This window comes from sulfur-oxidizing endosymbiont of Gigantopelta aegis, from assembly GCF_016097415.1.
Classification (GTDB): Bacteria; Pseudomonadota; Gammaproteobacteria; order GRL18; family GRL18; genus GRL18.
In genome coordinates this window covers 57,825-76,800 of the sequence record NZ_JAEHGE010000001.1, presented here as the reverse complement: position 1 = coordinate 76,800, position 18,976 = coordinate 57,825, and the positions used below count along the sequence as shown (strand labels likewise).

Below are 18,976 nucleotides of genomic sequence, written 5' to 3'. Positions count from 1 at the left end.
GTTATTCGATAATGCAAATCACCTGTCCATATTCCAATGGCTCACCATTTTCTACGCAAATGGCTTTAATCGTGCCACTGACATCCGCTTCAATTTGATTGAGTAGTTTCATGGCTTCAATGATACAAACCGTATCGCCCTTGTTTACTTTTTGACCTATTTCCATAAAGGCGGCTGCACCCGGTGATGGTGAACTATAGTAGGTGCCAACCATCGGTGCTTTGACTTCATGGCCAGAGACTACTTCTGGTTCAGGAGCTGCTTCAGCAACGGCTGCTGGTGCGGCCACAGGTGCTGGTGCATAGGCCTGTGCAGGCATTTGCATGACTGGCGCAGAGCTATTGCGTGAAATTCGAACCGATTCTTCACCTTCGTGAATCTCAATTTCTGCAATACCGGATTCATCTAGTAGTTCAATGAGTTTTTTTATTTTACGGATATCCATAATATGAACCTTGCTTAAAAATTTACAATCAGTACCATTTTAGTGGTACTTGTTAAGTGAAGATGGCTTGGCGCTATCTTCGTATTGTGCTTATTTGCTATGTTACTTATATGTTACTTGTGCTATTTTGAGCCATGAGCAAGATGTACAAAAGCATATTGCAGTGCTAATTCATAGCCCGTATGTCCTAAGCCACTAATGACACCGACCGCAATATCAGAAAAATAGGATTGATGACGGAACGTTTCGCGCTTATAGACATTAGACAGATGTAACTCAACAAAGGGAATATCTACGCCTAATAAAGCATCTCTCAGAGCAACACTGGTATGAGTGAATGCTGCTGGATTGATAATAATAAAGTCAACTTTGTCCTGACAAGCCTGATGAACGGCTTCAATCAATTGGTGTTCAGCATTACTTTGCAGACAATCTAATTGATGCTTTGACTGCGCTGCTAATGATTGCAGTTTTTCATTAATGTCGTCAAGAGTGGCATGGCCATAATGACCTGGCTCACGAGTACCCAGTAAGTTGAGGTTTGGACCATTTAAAACGAGTATCTTCGCCATTTCAGTCTTCCATTTCAAACTTGCTTGTATGTTTTGTTATATGACGCTTTTTAGATGCATGATAGACGAAACTAACACAAGAATTTTGAGTAATTATAATTAACTTGTAGTCTAAATTTAGTCGAAAATCAGTAGAAAAAGATGCGATTAGCACCGATTGAGCGAAAAAAGTAAATGTTGGGATTATTTTGCATGAGATTTTGAGTTTTGTCCAGAAATTTTGTGTAATTTGTTATTGAAATCACACATCACCGCAAATGCCTGCACAATCTATGCATATTCTAATAAAAAGTGTTAGGGCTGAGGGGTATTAATTGCTTGCTTAATCACAGAAGGGGTTTGATTTGTGCTAATAATTGTTTTTTTGTCATCATCCCACCGGCACGATAACGAATGTTGCCCTGTTGGTCAAAAATAATACTATAGGGTAAAGCACCACTATGGTTACCGTATTGATAGGATATCTGCATCGCCTCTCGGCCCCCAACAAGGATGGGGTAGCTGACATTGAGTTGTTCGACAAATTTCGCAATTTTTGCCGGATCATCAGTACCCACTCCGATGATGACAAAATTCTGGTCTTTATATTGATCATAAACCTCAACAAAATCAGGCATCTCATAACGACAGGGTGGACACCAAGTTGCCCAGAAGTTGAGCAGTACGACTTTTCCCTGCCATTGTGCAAAAGACTGTGATTGCCCCTTGAGATCAGGCAAGCTGAAGTCTTGAAACTTTAGACTGTGTGACTTCTGGATGATTTCACTTTGTTCCTGGCGAAGATTGCCGGGAAGCCAAAAGATCCACAATAGAGCAGTGATCATAATGGTGAGAATAATGGCAATTTTTTTACTATTAGAAGTCATCGATTAGTTATTTTGGCCTAAAGTAAGTAGGGTGGGCATGGCTTTATCTGCCCACGCTGACTCAATACATTGTATTCACACTTTCAGCGTGGGCACAAAAAGCGTGCCCACCCTACGATCTACAATACATCACTTGCAGACAAGCGTAGGGTGCTGCTGAGGAACGAAGCGCACCACTATTAAGTTAACTTGCTCGTAATTATTATCCAGAACTCAGATTGAATAGCTATCTTGACCTAAAGTGTGCCAGAAAACTTTTTCACATGTGCAGCAAAGTCATCACCATTTTTATAACCAACAACGCGGAAGTTTTTCAGCTCACCGGTTTTAGGTGAGTAGAATAACATTGCAGGTGGTGCGGGTACTTGTAGTGTTTTCATTAGCGCAGTGTCAATATCATCCATATCGGTCACATCAGCCTGTAAGATAATAAAATTATCCAAGGCAGAGATAACTTTAGGGGATCTGAAGGTGGTGTTTTCCATGGTTTTACAATAAGTACACCAGTCAGCATAAAAATCTAACATTACCGGGCGGTTTTGTTTCTTGGCATCAGCCAGGCGACGATTTAAATCATCAAGCGACTTAATGCGTTCAAAGGCAACATGCTGAGCAGTGACCGTACCACTGGCACTGGTTTGCATCATGTTACCTTTGAGAGGCTGCATATAGTCAGTATTTCCAGATGATGCGCCGATGATGATCAAACTGGCATACAGCATGAAAATCAGACCTAGGGCTTTCCAGAGTCGAGACCAGCCCGTGCTGTTTTCGGCGATAGGCGTTAGTGCGCCCATGTAGACACCCGAAGTAAAGATTAATATCGCCCATAGCCACATGGTAATGACCTCAGGCAGGATGCGTTCCAGCATCCAGATGGCAACGGCTAGCAATCCTACACCGAAGACAGCTTTCACCGTATCCATCCAGACTCCGGCTCTAGGCATTAACTTGCCAGCAGAAGTTCCAATGATGACTAAAGGAACGCCCATGCCTAAGCTCATGGCGAATAAAGCTGCACCGCCTAATAGTGGGTCGCCTGTTTGGCTAATAAACAATAAGATTCCCATCAATGGTGGTGCCATACAAGGACCAACAATCAGCGCTGATAAGACACCCATTATGGCAACGCCAATTAAGGTTCCACCTTGCTGCTTATTGCTGAATTCAGAAATTTTTGATTGTAATGCAGAAGGCAGTTGCAGGTTATAAAAGCCAAACATGGACAGTGACAATAAGACAAAGATCAATGAGAAACTACCCAATACCCACGGATTTTGGAATATCGCCTGAATATTGTTGCCGGATAATCCTGCCACGACACCCAGTAGCGTATAAACAACGGCCATTGACAGTACATAAACAACCGACATGGTGAAAGCACTGGTCTTAGCATCCTTCCCCTGACCCGCAATAATGCCGGATAGAATGGGGATCATAGGAAAAACACAGGGGGTAAATGCGAGGCCAAGACCAATAACAAAGAAGGTTAATAAAGCTAATAGGGTGCTTTCATTGCTGAGTATGCCGGCCATAAAATCTTGTTCAGACTGCATCTCGCCAGCATTCATTGCTGTATTGCTAGCTGAAAAATCAACCGTGGAACCAATTTGCTTGGTGTCGGACTGAGCTGTTGCTATGGTTGCTGCTGTTGCAACGGTACTTGCGGAGATATTAGAAACATCTAATTCGACGTTTTTAGTCACCTTGGGATAACAGATACCGGATTCAGCACAGCCCTGATAAGTGACTTTAACGGCCAGTGGCTTGCTGGTATCGCCCTTGCCTGAGACGGGGATATTGAGCAATAGATTATGATAATAGGCTTCATAATCACCTAAGTATTCATCGTGCTTGGCTTTTCCGGGAGGCATAATTGGATCTTGGATAGAAAAACCATTGCCCTTAATGAGTTCAAATTTGAACTTGTCCTTATACAGATAATGCTTATCAGCAATCGTCCAGATGGCTTCAAGTTGATTGTTTTTGCCGACCGAAAGGGAGAATTTAAACGCATCTTCCACTTCTAAAAATTCATCCTGCATGTCCGCTTCATTACCCAAGGCGGCTAAAGCAGACAGTGATTGATTGCTGCTATTGAATGTTGAGCTGCCTGAGGATGCGAGAGTATTCATCGGCGTACTGGCTACAGAGCTTCCCGGATGGCTAAAAGATACATCTTGTTTGAGTGGCGGGTAACAGATACCGCCATCTGCACAGCCTTGAGATTTGGCGTTTAAATGCAATAAGGCATTTTTTTCTGCTTCTGTGGTATAGGGGATTTTTGCAATGAGTTTTTTAGCATAAACCTGAATCTCACCGAAATAGGGATCACTTTTAGTTTTACTCGGTGATAAGGCCATTTCACCCAAATTAAGTTCTGAGCCTTTGGCATCGAAGGAGACTTTGTCTCGATAGACATAATAGCCATCAGCAATTTTCCAGGAAATGACGACTTTATTGCCGCTTGCAGACGTTTCCACCTTGGCAGGTTGTATGGCAAAAGCTTCTTCAGGGGGTAAAAATTCTTCTTCAGCAAAACTGCTTGTTGCTATAAATGACAAGCATAAGAATAAAATAAATCGAGTGAGTAGAGTTTTTATTATCATTGATTTAGACCACTATTAATTAGTTTTGCTATTGTGTTTAGTTGTTTTTATTAAGACCCGACACAACGGTGTTTACTTTCAATAAACGCTGCCTCCTTATGTCCGGGGATAATGTCTGGGTATATAAAAAGTGTATCGCTTTTAAAAAGGCTTATTTCATACTATTTCCCAGCCATTTAAGATATTCAGGTAAACCACGGCTGATATCAATGGCAATGATTTCCGGCACCTCATAAGGGTGTAGTGACTGAATAACTTTTTCTAATGAGGCGTATTTAGACTCACTGGTTTTTATTAAAATCATATTTTCTTTAGCGGATTCAACATTATCCTGCCATTGAAAAATAGAATACACTGCCGGTAATACGTTGACACAGGCGGCTAGTTTTTGTGCGACAACATTTTCGGCAATATTGACTGCAGTTTCCTCGTCAGGGCAAGTGCAAAGCACCAATTGATAGCGTATTTCTTCACTGGTTTCATTTTTCATTTGAAAAAAGGTTTTCCTTGACCCATTTAGTACTTATACCCATGATACTTGGAAATGCAGGCTTCGTTCTTTTTGTTAAGAGATGTAACTAAAAGCCTCAAGCATGTAGTGCTTATAGTCTCAATCGGCTCTTAGTCAAAATGCCTCGCTGCATTTCCAAGTATCACGGGTATATACAAATATCATGAATTTCAGTGAGTTTATGTTATGAAGCCCCCATAAGCAAATATTATATCTGGTATATAATGCTTTTAAATCACTATAAAAAACAAGATAATATATTTATTGTATTAGAAATTAAGACCCAAAGGGGTCGAATAAGTTCAATCCAGCGCTATCTAACCTAAATTGAGATATTTATGCCCATATTGCCCCTGTTTTTAATTATTTTTATTGGTGTCCCCTTGGCAGAGATCTATCTGCTAATCGAAGTTGGTGGAGCAATTGGTGCCATTCCTACTGTCTTAGCGGTTGTTTTTACTGCTGTTCTCGGTGTGACCCTGATCCGCATACAAGGCTTTTCCACTCTGCAAAAAGCTCAAACCTCCATGAGTCAGGGCGTTTTACCTGCGACAGAGATGTTGGAAGGCTTGATGCTGCTCTTTGCCGCCTTATGCTTATTAATCCCCGGCTTTTTTACCGATGGGGTAGGCTTTTTGTTGCTAGTGCCACCCTTGCGGGCACTGATTGCCAGTTATTTTGTGAGCAGTGCGTTGATGAAAAATCGCTTCAATGTCGGTAATGGCAATAGGGGGCAGGGTGATTATTTTGAAGGTGAATATGAAGACTTAACACCAGAGCAACAACATGCCCGCAATCAGGCGCGTTTGCAACAACATCGAGTGATTGAAGGTGAAGGCAAGGTTGAAGATTCTGATCAAACTAGGAAATAAGCCCTCAAATTCATTTGAATACCCGCTTAATGGTAAAAAAGACCTTTTTTTTTACCGCTGTACTTGAAAAAAAAAGCCCTGTCCCAAATTAACAAATCATTGATAACACAATTCCCGGATGTTTTAAGATTGTTTTAATGCTGAAACTGAGAAAGCAAAGCGTTGAAATAATTGAAAAACACTATCCGGTTTTTTTAACTATGTTGATTAGCACTCACATAATGTGAGTGCTAAAAAGACTGATGGAGAGATCTAAAGTGAACATTCGCCCATTAGGTGACCGCATTGTAGTGCGTCGTCTTGAAGAAGAAACAAAAACCGCTGGTGGTATTTATATTCCCGATTCTGCAACTGAAAAGCCTTCTGAAGGTGAAGTCGTTGCCGTTGGTAATGGCCGTGCTGCTGACAATGGTGATTTGATTGCTATGGAAGTGAAGACCGGTGACAAAGTCATCTTCGGAAAATACTCTGGCAGTGAAGTTAAAGTTAGTGATGAAACATTGCTGATTATGCGTGAAGAAGACGTACTTGCAGTTGTTGAATAAGCAGCTTTAGACTAAATACTGCTAACAAAAAACACTGACTTTAAAACTATATAGAATTAACGAGGGTATCAAAAATGCCAGCTAAAGAAGTAATATTTGGAGATGACGCACGTCATCTAATGATCGCCGGTGTCAACACATTGGCAAATGCTGTAAAAGTAACCTTAGGACCTAAGGGTCGTAACGTTGTATTAGACAAAGCCTTTGGTGCGCCTACCATCACTAAGGATGGTGTTTCTGTTGCTAAAGAAATCGAATTAGAAAACAAATTCGAAAACATGGGCGCGCAAATGGTTAAAGAAGTGGCTTCACAAACTTCTGATGTTGCCGGTGACGGAACAACGACTGCAACTGTACTTGCACAATCCATCTTAAACGAAGGCCTAAAAGCCGTTGCTGCGGGCATGAATCCAATGGATTTGAAACGTGGTATCGATAAAGCCGTTGCCGCTGCTGTGGCTCAGATTCTATCCATGGCTAAGCCATGTGAAGATTCGGCTGCGATTGGTCAGGTTGGTTCTATCTCTGCCAACTCCGATGAAAGCATTGGTAAAATCATTGCTGATTCAATGGAAAAAGTCGGTAAAGAAGGTGTTATCACCGTTGAAGAAGGTACCGGTCTGGAAAATGAACTGGACGTTGTTGAAGGTATGCAGTTTGACCGTGGTTACTTATCACCTTACTTCGTTAACAACCAAGAGAGCATGACGGCTGATCTGGATAGCCCTTATATCTTATTACACGACAAGAAAATCTCTAACATCCGTGAGTTACTGCCTGTCTTAGAAGCCGTTGCTAAATCGGGCAAGCCATTATTCATTATCGCAGAAGATATTGAAGGTGAAGCACTAGCAACTCTGGTGGTGAATAACATGCGTGGTGTGGTTAAAGTCACAGCAGTTAAAGCGCCTGGCTTTGGTGATCGTCGTAAAGCAATGTTACAAGATATTGCTATTCTGACTGGCGCAACCGTTATCTCTGAAGAAGTAGGCCTAAGCCTTGAAGCCGTTACTCTGGAAGACCTAGGTACTGCAAAACGTGTTCAGGTTGGTAAAGAAAACACCACAATTATTGATGGCGCGGGCCAAGAAAGTGACATCAGTTCACGCGTTGAACAAATTCGTCGCCAATTAGAAGAAACTTCTTCTGAATATGATAGTGAAAAACTACAGGAACGTGTTGCTAAACTGGCTGGCGGCGTAGCTGTCATCAAGGTTGGCGCTGCAACTGAAGTAGAAATGAAAGAAAAGAAAGCCCGCGTTGAAGATGCCCTGCACGCAACTCGTGCTGCGGTTGAAGAAGGTGTTGTTCCTGGCGGTGGTGTTGCGCTGATACGTGCTTTACAAGCCATTGGTGAGGTTGAAACACTTAACCACGACCAGACTGTCGGTGTTGACATTCTGAAGCGTGCGATGGAAGAGCCTATGCGTCAAATCGCTACCAATGCCGGTGACGAAGCCTCTGTTGTGGTGAACAACGTGAAAGATGGCAAAGGTAACTACGGTTACAATGCTGCTACAGGCGATTATGGCAACATGATCGACATGGGTGTTATTGACCCTGCTAAAGTGACTCGTTCAGCCTTGCAACACGCAGCCTCTGTTTCTGGTCTGATGTTGACTACTGAAGCTATGGTTAGCGAAAAGCCTCAAGAAGGCGGTGCTGCAATGCCTGATATGGGCGGCGGTATGGGTGGCATGGGTGGCATGGGTGGTATGATGTAAACTCTTTTTTAAAAGAGAATACTTCCACCGAGCAAACCCTGCTCGCTAAAAAGCCTGCACTTAACTTGTTTTTTGACAAGTTGAGTTGCAGGCTTTTTTTTGCATCATTTATCTTTTTTCCCCTCAGAACGCATACTGCAGGTAATTGATTACAGGCGAATCACTTCATCACTAAGTGCATCAATAATCACCGTGGGCTTATCACTATCTCCCAGCTCACCAGGAAGAATATAATCCAGTTGCTCACCAAAGTGAGATCGTACATCGGCAGGGCTATAAGACATCGCCTCGCCGGTAATATTAGCGCTGGTGGAAATAATGGGGGACTGGCAGAGTTGGCAAAGTTGTTGTACCAAGGGGTGGGCGCTAATACGTACGGCAATGGTGTTGAAGTCGCCTTTAATCAGTGTGGGTGTCGTGTCGGGTGTTGGTAGTATCCAGGTATTAGGGCCTGGCCAAGAAGCTTGGAGCTTCGCTAGAATTTTGGGCGCAATAGGGCTGAGATATTCACTGAGCTGAGATAAATCAGAGGCCAATAAAATGAGCCCTTTTTCTATAGGGCGTTGTTTGAGGTGTAAGAGTTTTTCAATGCTTTCTAAGTGATCGGGCAGACAGCCCAGACCATAAACTGCTTCGGTGGGATAGGCGATAATGCCGCCAGCCTGAAGTATTTGTGCGGCTTGATTAATGGACGGTAGGGGTTTCTTCATACAGTAAATCTTGAATCCAGGTGAAAGGACCCGCTGAGTCAGGAAGATTGAATAGCACCATTAAAATGACCCATTTCATTTGTTCCTGATCGATGTGCGCAATATCGAGTGCTAAGGCTTTATCAATAATAAGCTCTCGCTGACCGGGAGTAATGACATTGAGTTCGACTAAGTCAATCAATACACCACGCGCCTGAATATCAAATTTTTCAATTTCCAAGGGACTAAAAATGCGTATGCTATGGTTTTTCTGGTATCGTTCAGCGTGTTGACCTTGCTTGATATTAAATGTGACTTCATCTGAAAAATCATCTTTTAAAACAGCTAAATCGTCCAGCCAGTCAAAAGCCTTGGTAACCTTGGCATCCTGGAAACCAATTTTTGATAATTCATTGCGAATACTGTCTTCACTGGGGATATCGGAATCATCATCTTCCAGATAAGTCTCAAAGAGATACATTAGAATATCCAGTACTTCTGTCTTCATAGAATATTTTATCACTGCTGATTAAATTAAGCGTCATTATAATTCATTCATCAGGCATAAGGAAGCACGGAAAAATCAGCGCGGCTTGAGTGAAATCATGCCGCCGGGATGGGATTGAATGTAGTCATCCACTTCCAGCAGCACAACATTGGCATTGATTTCGGCCACGCTTAATGATGAACGGGTGGTGAGAATATCGATGCTGATGGGGTTATAGCCTAGGTTTTTTAAGATTTTTTGCTGAATTTTCGGCAATAGGGGATCAATATCAATGTTTAAATTGTTTTCGGGATTTTCAGGCGTTCTCGAATGTTTAGTCGAGTGCTTATGTGTCTGAGAAGCAAACATCAGGCTGGATAACTCTTCCAGAATATCTTCAGCGGTTTCGACCAGTTTGGCACCAGAGCGAATCAGCTGATGACAGCCTCGTGAGAGAGGATTATGGATTGAACCGGGGATGGCAAACACTTCACGTGCTTGTTCCAAAGCGGCATAGGCGGTGATCAAAGAGCCACTTTTGAGGGCCGCTTCAACAACAAGAGTACCAACACTGAGGCCACTGATAATGCGATTACGCTGGGGAAAATTTTGTTTTAACGGACCAGTGCCCAGAGGGTGTTCTGATACGATGGCACCGTTTTCAATGAGTTGCCAAGCAAGATCTTTGTGCTTAGCAGGATAGATACGATCCAGCCCCGTACCTGCGACGGCAATGCTTTTACCTCCCGCTTTAAGCGCACCATAATGGCTTTGTGCATCAATACCCAAGGCCATGCCGCTGGTGATCACCATGCCAAATTGTGCCAGATGGTGGGCAAATTGCCAGGCGCTTTCATGGCCATCGGCACTGGGGTTTCTACTGCCAACCATGGCTAATTGAATCTCATTGAGTACTTCACACTGGCCTTTGACAAATAGCAGTGGTGGTGGAGAATGAATCTCTTTCAATAATTGTGGATAGTTGTCCTGAGTGAGCAAGAGAATATGATTTTCTGCATCTTCTGCCCAACGTAATTCTTTTTCTACGGCATCCCAATTGGGCTCAAGAACGGCTTTTTGTACCGCTCTTTTCTGTACGGGGGATAGCTTAAGCTGTTGAATTGAATCAGGTGAAGCAAATAATTCGGCAGGCTTAGGATATTGTTCGAATAATAAATTAAAGGTGGCAGAACCGACGCCGGAAGTCTTATGCAGTGCCAACCAGTATGACAAATCATCCATGATTGCCTCCTGAATTATGATAGGGGTTGGATGTTAAATACAGCTTAGAGGCTAAATGATATCAGTGTCAGCGCTAAAATAAAACATCCAGAGTTTTTACAGTGATTATTTAATGCTGTTGTTTAGTTTCCAGCATAGGGTGATTTAAGCTCTTCGCCAACGCGCAAGTCAGAGTGAGCCTTCATGACGATTGCATAGCTGAGACGGTTGAAGGTGCGGAATACCATGAGTTCGCCATTGATCTCATTCGGTAATTTAACCATTTTTCTTGGTTTAATGGGATCTTTGACCAGTGCCCCCTGCTTATAAATATTCAGTACGTCACCGGTTTCAACGCCATCTTTTATTCCGGCATCAATAATGACAATATCTAAAGCGCCAACCATATTGACTCCGGGTTGCATGCCTGAGGTTAATACGCCGATGATTCGGGCAGAGCGTTTAAGTGAGGAAGCTTTGGGGATAAAGTTGGCATCAATGATTCGATCACTGCTGATCGGAATGACACGATGTGACTTTTGTATTTCAGATTTAGATTTTTCCAGATAAAGTGTGGATGGATCACCTTTGCGTTCCAGAGAACCTTCACCCAGATAGACTGCTTCATAGCCTAAAACCTCCCGATCATTTCAAGCCGATAAATAAAGGTGTTGATAAATGCGATAAATTAAGCTATTATTCTTGTAAAATCAACATTTAAGGGGATATCTAAATGGATAAAATATCTTCTGATATAAAACAACCAAGAATTCCAGTTGAAATTAACGATATTCAGGTTAATTTTTGCAAAAATCCATTGTGCCAAAATTATGGTGTTCCTGCCAGCACAGAAAGCCAAGTTAAACTCCATAAATCACAAAAAGACTGCTACAAATTATCAAGTGGTAGTCGAAAGCCAGTTACTAAACTGATTTGCAAGTCTTGTAATGAGTTATTCCCAGTTAAGAGCAATCAAGGAATTTGGGATGAATTACAGCGAATTGAAGAATATTTAAAAGAAACTCCAGAGGTGTCATGCCCTGATAATGATGTGTCAACACTTTTCCGGACAGTTTTCTAAATATTTTTTTGGCTGTTTCAAGTGATTTTGTCATTTTGTATTTCCTATCATTTTAGTTTCTCATGTTAACTTTAAACAGATGAAGAGAAAGGGCTTTGCCCTCTGGAACGATAGAGCCGTTCCATTCACCCAAGGTATTTTCACAACGGTAATGATCCTGTTACAATATCTTCACGGCACAGGCTGAGGAGCCGATGGCCGTCAACGGTAATGGGCGGCATTTATGTCGCCTTTTACCCCTCTTCAATCAATCGATTTAAGCTATTTCCTGCTGTATTTCATAATCGACTGGTGACAAATAATCATTAGCCGAATGAAGTCGCTCCCGATTATAAAATACCTCAATATATTCAAATATTGCCTGCTTTGCTTCTACTCTGGTTTTGAATCGACAATGGTGCGTCAATTCAGTTTTCAAACTATGAAAGAAGCTCTCTGATACAGCATTGTCCCAGCAATTTCCTTTGCGGCTCATAGACTGAATTATGTTATGATCCGACAATATTTTTCTATGACTATCAGAGGCATATTGGCTACCTCGGTCAGTATGCCAAAGCAATCCATCCATTGGTTTACGCTTCCATATGGCCATCAGTAAAGCATCATTGACTAGCTTGGCTTTCATTCGCTCATCCATCGACCAGCCAACAATTTGCCTAGAGAATAAGTCAATGACAACCGCTAAATATAACCAGCCTTCCTTGGTGGCAATATAGGTAATATCACCCACATAGTAGCGATCAGGTTGAGAGACAGTAAACTCTCTTTCCAGTAAATTTGGAGATATACGCTTATTATGCTTGGAATTAGTCTAATGCGGCTATACTTAACCGGACACACAACTTAAAATAACTAAAAGATAAAAAGTGTGACCTAAAATGAATGATCAAACAAAAAAACCGAATAAAAGCTATACATCAGAATTTAAAGAATCAGCTGTCAAATTAGCTAATGAGACGGATCAACCCGTTTCTCAGACTGCCAGGGAGCTAGGTGTTAATGTAAATACTCTACATACCTGGATCAGTAAATATTCCAAACCGGTGAAGACGGTAGCCAATAGAAGTGATGAACACATTTATGATGAAGTAAAACGTCTGAAAAAGAATTGGCAAAAGTGATTCAGGAGCGTGATTTATTAAAAAGGCCACAGCGTACTTTGCAAGGGAAACTTTGTGAAGTACGCATGGATAACTGATCAGGCTAAAGATTACCCGGTAACGATTCTGTGCCGTTTTATGGATGTTTCCCGTAGTTGCTATTATGATTGGGTTAGCTCTCCTAAAACGGATAGAGAGAAAGAAAATGAAAGCGCTTACTGAGCAGCTAAAAAACTGTTTGAAGACAGTCGCAAGACTTATGGAACCCGTCGTCTTAAAAAGAAAACTGGCTGAAAAAGGCGTTCATATAAGCCGCCGGAGAATTGGTCGATTAATGAAAAAAGCCGGTTTGTTTTGTAAAACGAAGAGACGCTTTAAAGCGACGACTAATTCCAAGCATAATAAGCGTATATCTCCAAATTTACTGGAAAGAGAGTTTACTGTCTCTCAACCTGATCGCTACTATGTGGGTGATATTACCTATATTGCCACCAAGGAAGGCTGGTTATATTTAGCGGTTGTCATTGACTTATTCTCTAGGCAAATTGTTGGCTGGTCGATGGATGAGCGAATGAAAGCCAAGCTAGTCAATGATGCTTTACTGATGGCCATATGGAAGCGTAAACCAATGGATGGATTGCTTTGGCATACTGACCGAGGTAGCCAATATGCCTCTGATAGTCATAGAAAAATATTGTCGGATCATAACATAATTCAGTCTATGAGCCGCAAAGGAAATTGCTGGGACAATGCTGTATCAGAGAGCTTCTTTCATAGTTTGAAAACTGAATTGACGCACCATTGTCGATTCAAAACCAGAGTAGAAGCAAAGCAGGCAATATTTGAATATATTGAGGTATTTTATAATCGGGAGCGACTTCATTCGGCTAATGATTATTTGTCACCAGTCGATTATGAAATACAGCAGGAAATAGCTTAAATCGATTGATTGAAGAGGGGTAAAAGGCGACATAAATGCCGCCCATTACCGTTGACGGCCATCGGCTCCTCAGCCTGTGCCGTGAAGATATTGTAACAGGATCATTACCGTTGTGAAAATACCTGGGTGAATGGAACGGCTCTATCGTTCCAGAGGGCAAAGCCCTTTCTCTTCATCTGTTTAAAGTTAACATGAGAAACTAAAATGATAGGAAATACAAAATGACAAAATCACTTGAAACAGCCAAAAATATTTAGAAAACTGTCCGAAAAGTGTTGACACATCACACCCTGATTTATCAAAAATAAAATAAAATTAAAAATAATAAAAGATCGATTAGAAAACATGCAGGAAATTGGAAACTGGAAAGATAAATGGCTTTTACACCCTTTTCCTAATATGTCTGAACCAGAAAAAGCGATTTGTTATCTTACTGATTATGGTGACTATGATGAAGACCATCAGGCATGGTTATATAACAAAGCCTCCATGCATGGGATTGATAATTTTTTATGCAGGTTAGACGTAGATTATCATTATTAGAGCGAGCTATTTCATCTGCCAGCAGTTCTGGCAGAAGGTGGTATGGGTATTCTGCTTACAACCCAAAGAACATTGTTAAGTTACTCGATATATTCCGAGTTTATTATAATTATTGTATTGCAGGAAAAGACAAAAAACACCCGCTATGCGTTTAGGTCTGGCAAAAGGCATTGTTAGTCCAGAAGACATCATTTATTTTTCACCTAATTAACTATGAGCCATTATGAATAAAACAATTTTCAAACAACTTAAGAAAGACAAAGGTAACTGGCTCAATGAAACAGAAGTACGCCAGGGATGGATAAAGATTATTGGTGATGCTTTAAATATTCCTTTTCAAATGGAGAGGCAAAGAGTTGATGCCAGTTATAACAGAGTTATTATTGAATTTAAGGATAAGGGCTTATTTAATGGCAGTACTTCCAGTTCTGCATTTAAAAATGCGGTGTTTGATCGCTTAAAAAATATATCCCGACTCGTGCTAAACTCGAATCCCTCGACAATGAGGATTATATTGGAATAGTTACCGATGCAGAGCATATTGCATTTGCACGGTACAGCCGAGGAAAAATAGTTCATGATGCATTATTACCATTAAGTGAATCCAGTGTATCTTTGATAGTTAAGGCTCTGACTGATTGTAAATGGGTTCCTGTTACATCAGAAAATCTAATCACTGATTTTGGTCATAGTTCTGATGCTGGCTGTAATATGTTACAGGCTTTATCTGACGCATTATCAGAGCGACTGGAAAAGAAAAATAATAATAAAATAAAAATGATCTTTGAAGAGTGGAAAGCTCTTTATGGACAAACATCAAATCTTTCCATCAGCCAAGTGAATGGGATTCTTGATAATATTGGATTTCAAGTCAATTTCTCTGAACAAAAAAGTCTGAAGAATTGAAGATCCCTGTTGCACTTTTTGTCATACATACTTACAACTCTCTTTTGATAAAAATTCTTGGTGCAGAAGTTGTTGCCGAACATGCACTAACCACTTATAAAGGATTTATCAGAGAAACAGTCAGCCTTGATGGTCAATTATTAATTGACCGAATGGAATATGAAATTGAACAGGGTAATTTCTTTTCTGGTGCTGGAATAAATGGGTTTGGAGAAGAAGTTATTTTCAGTTGGTATCTTGATGTTGCAAGATTGAAACAACATCAAGCCAAAATAATTGATGGATTAAAAGGTATTTTGCTTTCATTCTCCATGTATAGAGCGGATAAATTAACTTCCGCACGTTCAAAAGATGTTCTTAAGTCGTTTTATCAAGATCTCGTGCCAAATGAGCTACGAAAAGTCTGGGTGAAGTTTATACACCAGAATGGTTGGTTGAAGTCACTCTGGATAGAATCAATGTAAAAAATTTTTAACTCAACGATTTCTTGATCCAACATGTGGTTCAGCTTCTTTCTTACTGGCTTTAATCAGGAAAATAAAAATACAAGCAACAGATGATGGGTGGGGTGATTTAGAAGTGTTAAAACACATCATAAACAATGTCTGGGGCTTTGATTTAAATCCTTTAGCAGTCCAGACTGCCCGAGTGAATATATTAATCGCTATTTCTGATTTATTAGACAATAACAAAGGAACAGATATAGAAATACCGATTCTTTTAGCGGATGCAGTGTATTCCCCAGCTCGAAATCCTAAAAAGATGAATTGATTGTCTCTTATAAAATTGGTAGTGAAGTAGCCGATCTTGAAATTTTATTGCCTTCAGAATTGGCTTTTGATAGAAGTCGTTTAGATTCCGTATTTTTACTAATGGATAATTTAGTTTCAAAAAGTACTCAGTGGCGTGAGACAGAAAAAAATTAATACAAAAAAATTAATTACATCCAATGAAATGAAAGAATGGAGATCACCACTCAAGCATACTTATGAAAAAATTCTGGATTTACATGAAAGAAACTGGAATGGTATCTGGTTTCGTATAGTGCGTAATTTCTTCTGGTCTGCTATTGCAGGAAAGTTTGATGTGGTTGTTGGTAATCCACCTTGGGTCAGATGGTCAAAATTACCCGAATTATACCGTGAACGTATAAAGCCAACCTGTGATCATTATGGAATTTTCTCAAAAACAAAATTTCATGGTGGAAATGAACTTGATATATCAGGAATGATCACCTATACCGTTGCAGATAAATGGCTCAAAGATGAAGACGGAATTTTAGCATTTGTTATCACGCAAACTCATTTTCAATCACCATCTTCAGCAGGTTTTCGATCATTTTATATCGGAAATAATCAGATCATTCAACCTGTAGGGATTGATGATCTAAAAGCTTTAAAGCCATTTCCTGATGCAGCCAATAAAACAGCTATTTTATTGCTAAAAAATGCAAAGGTAACACAATAAAATATCCTATACCCTATGCTATATGGGAAGCGGCTAAAGGAAATAAAAAGCAATCCCTGCTCACCTCACAAAACAAGAAGCTCTTGATTCAGTTGACATTGATAAGTGTGAGGCAACCCCTGTTACGGGAGGTGATTCACCATGGGCTATTACACCGAAAGGTGGTTTTAAAGCATTTAAAAGATCACTGGTGCAAGCACTTGGGTTAACGGCAGAAAAGGAGTAACCACAGAATTAAATGGTATTTATTTTGTAAAAATTATTGATACAAATAAAAATAATAATTTGGTGCAAATTGAAACCTGCCCTGACTTTGGAAGAAATGAAAAGTAAAACCAGCAAGAAAGTTTTGGATAGAACCTGATTTTCTATATCCTTTAGTTAAGGGGCTGGAGATATACAGGAATGTTATGTCTCAATCAAAAAAGATTTATATGTACTGGTGCCTAATAAGGGGATCACAAAACAGTTATTAGAAGATTGTGAAAATGACATGGAAGACAAACCAAAGTGTGAAGGATTTTTTAGCACCTATCAAGACCAGCTTATTTTAAGATCAACATATAGCAAACGAATGACAGAACACGCACCTTATTTCTGTATTTCAAATGTTGGCAGTTATACTTTCGCACCATTTAAAGTGGTATGGCCTGAACAGCCTGGCAATAAATCATTTAGAGCGGCAGTCATTACAAAAGGTAACGATCCTATCAGTGGTCAAAAAGTTTTTGTTCCCGACCACAAATTGTTTTTTGTTGATTTTTATGATTCAGAGCCAGCCTATTATCTTTGTGGTTTACTAAACAGCTCTACAGTACAAGCTTTTATTGATAGTCATAATATTTCAATTCAAGTGGGTAATGTGTTTAAACACATGAATTTACCAGAATTTGATGCAGATAATAAGAAACATAAAGAGTTATCAGCATTAAGTGAAGTAGCACATAATGAAGATAACAAAATCAAAAGACAAGCATTGTTAAAAACTATTTCTAAACTTGGAAATTCATTACTTTGAGCAAATATGGGTGTTTTTATACAAAAATATCAACACTTTTGTTTATCGGCTTGGCAAAAGTTTGGGGTTTCTTACAGCCTCAGTATGAGCGTGTTGAAAATGATAAATTAGCAGCAGGAGCTTGGAAGGGTCAAGATGCAGCATTTAATAGTATAGGTCCAAATCTGGATAGTAACTCACAATTCCAATTACGTCGTGCACGTATTGGTATTCGTGGTGCGGGCTTTCCATTAGATGATAAAATCAACTATTTCATTTTGGCGGAATTTGGTAAGAACGGTATTACAGAATATGGTTCAGCGGTTGAATTAACCGATGCCAGTGTGACTTTTAACCATATTAAAGGTGCTCGTGTACGTGTTGGCCAGTTTAAGACGCCAATGAGTGAAGAAGTGTATCAGGGTATTGCCTTATTTGACTGGATTAATTTTACCAGTTATGCAAATCAACAGCTATTAGAACGCCATTTTGATGTTGATGGACAATTAGCTTGTATTGATGGTCTCACAGCTGGTAATTCATCCTATCAAAGTACATGTAAGAGTGGCAATGAATGGACTGCATTTGGTGCCGCTCGTGATACCGGTATTCAAGTATTTGATACTTTCGTTTTTGATGGTATGGAAGATTGGGAGTTTAGTTACTCTGGTATGGTTGGTAATGGTACTGGTTTGAACCAGGGCGACTATAATAATAATAAAGATTATTATTTGTATTTCTCTGCTGAACAGGTCTATACCGGTAAGCGTGCGCGTCGAGATGGTTGGAAAACATTTGCTTGGTATACCAAAGGTACTAGAGAAATTCTTACTAGTACGAATAATGGTAAAGGTAATCCTGCATCTTATGTTGAAGATGAATTTGACAGAAAACGTTGGGGTATAGGAACAACCTACCGTAAAGGAAAAATTCGTGCTTCTGCTGAATATAATAAAGCTAAAGGTATGATTTTTAATGGTACTACTGGTGGTACTATTCCAGGAAATGTAGGAAAGGCACCAAATGGTGCACCGATTGCTGCTGGCTTTAATATTCTAACTGATGAAGAAGCTGATGGTTGGTATCTAGATTTTGGCTATAAAGTGTTACCTAAATTAGAACTTGCAGCACGTTTTGATCGTTATAATAGAGGTACTGATGGTTCAGTGAATACAAATAACGGTGGTGGTAATGAGCGCCGTTTTGATACATGGACTCTTGGTGCACAGTATTTCTTTAACAAGAAAACCCGTGCAACGGTTAACTATGCATTTCGTGATGCTAAAGCCTATGATAATAATACTGCCGATGACATTATAAATGACTTCGGTGATATCTTATCATTCCAAGTTACTGCAATTTTCTAAGCTAAAAACTTTTTCTTAGAAAAAGATTTATCAT

At 40.2% G+C, this 18,976-nt stretch carries 25 protein-coding genes and 1 pseudogene; 16 read left to right on the top strand and 10 right to left on the bottom strand.

Annotation, left to right across the window (positions count from 1 at the left end):
- Position 1: 1 nt before the first annotated feature.
- The 5 genes from accB to cutA all read right to left on the bottom strand — a co-directional run bounded on the left by accB (position 2) and on the right by cutA (position 4,982).
- Positions 2 to 445 (bottom strand): acetyl-CoA carboxylase biotin carboxyl carrier protein, encoded by a 444-nt coding sequence (accB, locus tag JEU79_RS00415; RefSeq protein ID WP_198262499.1) that lies wholly within the window; start codon positions 443 to 445, stop codon positions 2 to 4.
- 122 nt (positions 446 to 567) lie between these two features.
- Positions 568 to 1,017 (bottom strand): type II 3-dehydroquinate dehydratase, encoded by a 450-nt coding sequence (gene aroQ, locus JEU79_RS00410; protein ID WP_198262498.1) that lies wholly within the window; start codon positions 1,015 to 1,017, stop codon positions 568 to 570.
- A 326-nt stretch (positions 1,018 to 1,343) separates the two neighbouring features.
- The gene (locus JEU79_RS00405) at positions 1,344 to 1,883 is read right to left on the bottom strand and encodes a TlpA family protein disulfide reductase (protein WP_198262497.1); all 540 of its coding nucleotides are present in this window, start codon (positions 1,881 to 1,883) and stop codon (positions 1,344 to 1,346) included.
- A 236-nt stretch (positions 1,884 to 2,119) separates the two neighbouring features.
- On the bottom strand, positions 2,120 to 4,492 hold the full coding sequence (locus tag JEU79_RS00400) for a protein-disulfide reductase DsbD (RefSeq protein WP_198262496.1): 2,373 nt from the start codon (positions 4,490 to 4,492) through the stop codon (positions 2,120 to 2,122).
- 151 nt (positions 4,493 to 4,643) lie between these two features.
- Complete coding sequence (cutA, locus tag JEU79_RS00395) at positions 4,644 to 4,982, bottom strand: divalent-cation tolerance protein CutA (RefSeq protein WP_198262495.1); 339 nt, start codon at positions 4,980 to 4,982, stop codon at positions 4,644 to 4,646.
- Positions 4,983 to 5,341: 359 nt separating this feature from the next.
- Here cutA and JEU79_RS00390 point away from each other — a divergent pair, with 359 nt between their 5' ends.
- The 3 genes from JEU79_RS00390 to groL all read left to right on the top strand — a co-directional run bounded on the left by JEU79_RS00390 (position 5,342) and on the right by groL (position 8,144).
- Positions 5,342 to 5,875 (top strand): FxsA family protein, encoded by a 534-nt coding sequence (locus JEU79_RS00390; protein WP_198262494.1) that lies wholly within the window; start codon positions 5,342 to 5,344, stop codon positions 5,873 to 5,875.
- A 257-nt stretch (positions 5,876 to 6,132) separates the two neighbouring features.
- Entirely contained in the window at positions 6,133 to 6,420 is a 288-nt protein-coding gene (gene groES, locus JEU79_RS00385) for a co-chaperone GroES (RefSeq protein WP_198262493.1), read from the top strand.
- Between the two features lie 74 nt (positions 6,421 to 6,494).
- Positions 6,495 to 8,144: a chaperonin GroEL gene (gene groL / locus JEU79_RS00380; protein ID WP_198262492.1), complete on the top strand. Its 1,650-nt coding sequence runs from the start codon at positions 6,495 to 6,497 to the stop codon at positions 8,142 to 8,144.
- Between the two features lie 149 nt (positions 8,145 to 8,293).
- Here the strand turns inward: groL and tsaC are convergent, their stop codons facing one another.
- The 4 genes from tsaC to JEU79_RS00360 form a co-directional block, all read right to left on the bottom strand.
- Positions 8,294 to 8,854, bottom strand: coding sequence for an L-threonylcarbamoyladenylate synthase type 1 TsaC (gene tsaC, locus JEU79_RS00375; protein WP_198262491.1), 561 nt, complete (start codon positions 8,852 to 8,854; stop codon positions 8,294 to 8,296).
- Positions 8,829 to 9,341, bottom strand: coding sequence for a Smg family protein (locus tag JEU79_RS00370; RefSeq protein ID WP_198262490.1), 513 nt, complete (start codon positions 9,339 to 9,341; stop codon positions 8,829 to 8,831). Before JEU79_RS00370 ends, tsaC begins: the two co-directional genes overlap by 26 nt.
- A gap of 75 nt (positions 9,342 to 9,416) precedes the next feature.
- Entirely contained in the window at positions 9,417 to 10,562 is a 1,146-nt protein-coding gene (gene dprA, locus JEU79_RS00365; RefSeq protein ID WP_198262489.1) for a DNA-processing protein DprA, read from the bottom strand.
- A gap of 122 nt (positions 10,563 to 10,684) precedes the next feature.
- Complete coding sequence (locus JEU79_RS00360; protein ID WP_198262488.1) at positions 10,685 to 10,948, bottom strand: hypothetical protein; 264 nt, start codon at positions 10,946 to 10,948, stop codon at positions 10,685 to 10,687.
- Between the two features lie 326 nt (positions 10,949 to 11,274).
- Here JEU79_RS00360 and JEU79_RS00355 point away from each other — a divergent pair, with 326 nt between their 5' ends.
- Positions 11,275 to 11,622, top strand: a complete 348-nt coding sequence (locus tag JEU79_RS00355) for a hypothetical protein (protein WP_198262487.1) — start codon at positions 11,275 to 11,277, stop codon at positions 11,620 to 11,622.
- A gap of 256 nt (positions 11,623 to 11,878) precedes the next feature.
- Here the strand turns inward: JEU79_RS00355 and JEU79_RS00350 are convergent.
- Positions 11,879 to 12,433, bottom strand: a pseudogene (locus tag JEU79_RS00350) (IS3 family transposase); the annotation flags it as partial.
- A 67-nt stretch (positions 12,434 to 12,500) separates the two neighbouring features.
- On the opposite strand from JEU79_RS00350, the gene JEU79_RS00345 reads away from it, so the two are divergent.
- The 12 genes from JEU79_RS00345 to JEU79_RS00290 all read left to right on the top strand — a co-directional run bounded on the left by JEU79_RS00345 (position 12,501) and on the right by JEU79_RS00290 (position 18,942).
- Positions 12,501 to 12,743 carry a transposase gene (locus JEU79_RS00345; protein ID WP_198262486.1) on the top strand — a complete coding sequence of 81 codons (243 nt, stop codon included), beginning with the start codon at positions 12,501 to 12,503 and terminating at the stop codon, positions 12,741 to 12,743.
- A gap of 54 nt (positions 12,744 to 12,797) precedes the next feature.
- Positions 12,798 to 12,944: a hypothetical protein gene (locus JEU79_RS00340; RefSeq protein ID WP_198262485.1), complete on the top strand. Its 147-nt coding sequence runs from the start codon at positions 12,798 to 12,800 to the stop codon at positions 12,942 to 12,944.
- On the top strand, positions 12,886 to 13,662 hold the full coding sequence (locus JEU79_RS00335) for an IS3 family transposase (protein ID WP_198262484.1): 777 nt from the start codon (positions 12,886 to 12,888) through the stop codon (positions 13,660 to 13,662). Before JEU79_RS00340 ends, JEU79_RS00335 begins: the two co-directional genes overlap by 59 nt.
- 345 nt (positions 13,663 to 14,007) lie before the next feature.
- The gene (locus JEU79_RS25840; RefSeq protein ID WP_246539859.1) at positions 14,008 to 14,205 is read left to right on the top strand and encodes a hypothetical protein; all 198 of its coding nucleotides are present in this window, start codon (positions 14,008 to 14,010) and stop codon (positions 14,203 to 14,205) included.
- A gap of 223 nt (positions 14,206 to 14,428) precedes the next feature.
- Positions 14,429 to 14,728, top strand: coding sequence for a hypothetical protein (locus tag JEU79_RS00325; RefSeq protein WP_198262483.1), 300 nt, complete (start codon positions 14,429 to 14,431; stop codon positions 14,726 to 14,728).
- Between the two features lie 92 nt (positions 14,729 to 14,820).
- Entirely contained in the window at positions 14,821 to 15,111 is a 291-nt protein-coding gene (locus tag JEU79_RS00320; RefSeq protein WP_198262482.1) for a hypothetical protein, read from the top strand.
- Positions 15,112 to 15,155: 44 nt separating this feature from the next.
- Complete coding sequence (locus JEU79_RS00315; protein ID WP_198262481.1) at positions 15,156 to 15,575, top strand: cupredoxin domain-containing protein; 420 nt, start codon at positions 15,156 to 15,158, stop codon at positions 15,573 to 15,575.
- A 115-nt stretch (positions 15,576 to 15,690) separates the two neighbouring features.
- Positions 15,691 to 15,882, top strand: coding sequence for a hypothetical protein (locus JEU79_RS00310; protein WP_198262480.1), 192 nt, complete (start codon positions 15,691 to 15,693; stop codon positions 15,880 to 15,882).
- Positions 15,879 to 16,037 carry a hypothetical protein gene (locus JEU79_RS00305; protein ID WP_198262479.1) on the top strand — a complete coding sequence of 53 codons (159 nt, stop codon included), beginning with the start codon at positions 15,879 to 15,881 and terminating at the stop codon, positions 16,035 to 16,037. Before JEU79_RS00310 ends, JEU79_RS00305 begins: the two co-directional genes overlap by 4 nt.
- Positions 16,038 to 16,065: 28 nt before the next feature.
- On the top strand, positions 16,066 to 16,578 hold the full coding sequence (locus JEU79_RS00300; RefSeq protein WP_198262478.1) for an Eco57I restriction-modification methylase domain-containing protein: 513 nt from the start codon (positions 16,066 to 16,068) through the stop codon (positions 16,576 to 16,578).
- A gap of 493 nt (positions 16,579 to 17,071) precedes the next feature.
- Positions 17,072 to 17,596: a hypothetical protein gene (locus JEU79_RS00295; RefSeq protein ID WP_198264586.1), complete on the top strand. Its 525-nt coding sequence runs from the start codon at positions 17,072 to 17,074 to the stop codon at positions 17,594 to 17,596.
- Positions 17,593 to 18,942, top strand: a complete 1,350-nt coding sequence (locus JEU79_RS00290) for a porin (RefSeq protein ID WP_214660465.1) — start codon at positions 17,593 to 17,595, stop codon at positions 18,940 to 18,942. Before JEU79_RS00295 ends, JEU79_RS00290 begins: the two co-directional genes overlap by 4 nt.
- The last annotated feature ends 34 nt before the right edge of the window (positions 18,943 to 18,976 follow it).

What these genes read in the sequence shown, in the direction of transcription:
- JEU79_RS00390 (WP_198262494.1), top strand. Translation starts at nt 5,342, where the DNA reads ATGCCCATATTGCCCCTGTTTTTAATTATTTTTATTGGTGTCCCCTTG.
- JEU79_RS25840 (WP_246539859.1), top strand. Translation starts at nt 14,008, where the DNA reads ATGCAGGAAATTGGAAACTGGAAAGATAAATGGCTTTTACACCCTTTT.
- JEU79_RS00405 (WP_198262497.1), bottom strand. Translation starts at nt 1,883, where the DNA reads ATGACTTCTAATAGTAAAAAAATTGCCATTATTCTCACCATTATGATC.
- JEU79_RS00400 (WP_198262496.1), bottom strand. Translation starts at nt 4,492, where the DNA reads ATGATAATAAAAACTCTACTCACTCGATTTATTTTATTCTTATGCTTG.
- JEU79_RS00335 (WP_198262484.1), top strand. Translation starts at nt 12,886, where the DNA reads ATGATTGGGTTAGCTCTCCTAAAACGGATAGAGAGAAAGAAAATGAAA.
- groL (WP_198262492.1), top strand. Translation starts at nt 6,495, where the DNA reads ATGCCAGCTAAAGAAGTAATATTTGGAGATGACGCACGTCATCTAATG.
- JEU79_RS00345 (WP_198262486.1), top strand. Translation starts at nt 12,501, where the DNA reads ATGAATGATCAAACAAAAAAACCGAATAAAAGCTATACATCAGAATTT.
- JEU79_RS00300 (WP_198262478.1), top strand. Translation starts at nt 16,066, where the DNA reads ATGAAAGAATGGAGATCACCACTCAAGCATACTTATGAAAAAATTCTG.
- cutA (WP_198262495.1), bottom strand. Translation starts at nt 4,982, where the DNA reads ATGAAAAATGAAACCAGTGAAGAAATACGCTATCAATTGGTGCTTTGC.
- JEU79_RS00325 (WP_198262483.1), top strand. Translation starts at nt 14,429, where the DNA reads ATGAATAAAACAATTTTCAAACAACTTAAGAAAGACAAAGGTAACTGG.
- JEU79_RS00355 (WP_198262487.1), top strand. Translation starts at nt 11,275, where the DNA reads ATGGATAAAATATCTTCTGATATAAAACAACCAAGAATTCCAGTTGAA.
- accB (WP_198262499.1), bottom strand. Translation starts at nt 445, where the DNA reads ATGGATATCCGTAAAATAAAAAAACTCATTGAACTACTAGATGAATCC.
- JEU79_RS00370 (WP_198262490.1), bottom strand. Translation starts at nt 9,341, where the DNA reads ATGAAGACAGAAGTACTGGATATTCTAATGTATCTCTTTGAGACTTAT.
- JEU79_RS00295 (WP_198264586.1), top strand. Translation starts at nt 17,072, where the DNA reads ATGGAAGACAAACCAAAGTGTGAAGGATTTTTTAGCACCTATCAAGAC.
- JEU79_RS00360 (WP_198262488.1), bottom strand. Translation starts at nt 10,948, where the DNA reads ATGGTTGGCGCTTTAGATATTGTCATTATTGATGCCGGAATAAAAGAT.
- dprA (WP_198262489.1), bottom strand. Translation starts at nt 10,562, where the DNA reads ATGGATGATTTGTCATACTGGTTGGCACTGCATAAGACTTCCGGCGTC.
- aroQ (WP_198262498.1), bottom strand. Translation starts at nt 1,017, where the DNA reads ATGGCGAAGATACTCGTTTTAAATGGTCCAAACCTCAACTTACTGGGT.
- tsaC (WP_198262491.1), bottom strand. Translation starts at nt 8,854, where the DNA reads ATGAAGAAACCCCTACCGTCCATTAATCAAGCCGCACAAATACTTCAG.